Below are 269 nucleotides of genomic sequence, written 5' to 3' on the forward strand. Positions count from 1 at the left end.
CATGGGGCCGATCACCATCGCAGCCCTGCGCACGTCCGATGGAATCAAGCTGTCCGTCCGGGATCGCGGCCCGGGTTTGGTGCCCGGAACCGAAACCTCAATTTTCGAGACGTTCACCAGAGGCGACGGCGACGACCGCTCAGGTGGCAGCGGCCTCGGCCTTGCCATCGTGAAAGGGTTCGCCGAGGCGATAGGGATCGGCGCCGACGCCGCCAATGCGCCGGAAGGCGGCGCAATCTTCACCCTCCGCTTCGGCGAGGCATCTCTGT

At 66.2% G+C, this 269-nt stretch carries 1 protein-coding gene; it reads left to right on the top strand.

The window, feature by feature from the left end:
- Positions 1 to 269, top strand: a 269-nt coding sequence (locus J3482_RS20495; protein WP_206923129.1) for a sensor histidine kinase, incomplete at both ends; no start/stop codon positions are given.

This window comes from Alicyclobacillus suci (genome assembly GCF_017329615.1).
Lineage (GTDB): Bacteria > Bacillota > Bacilli > Alicyclobacillales > Alicyclobacillaceae > Alicyclobacillus > Alicyclobacillus suci.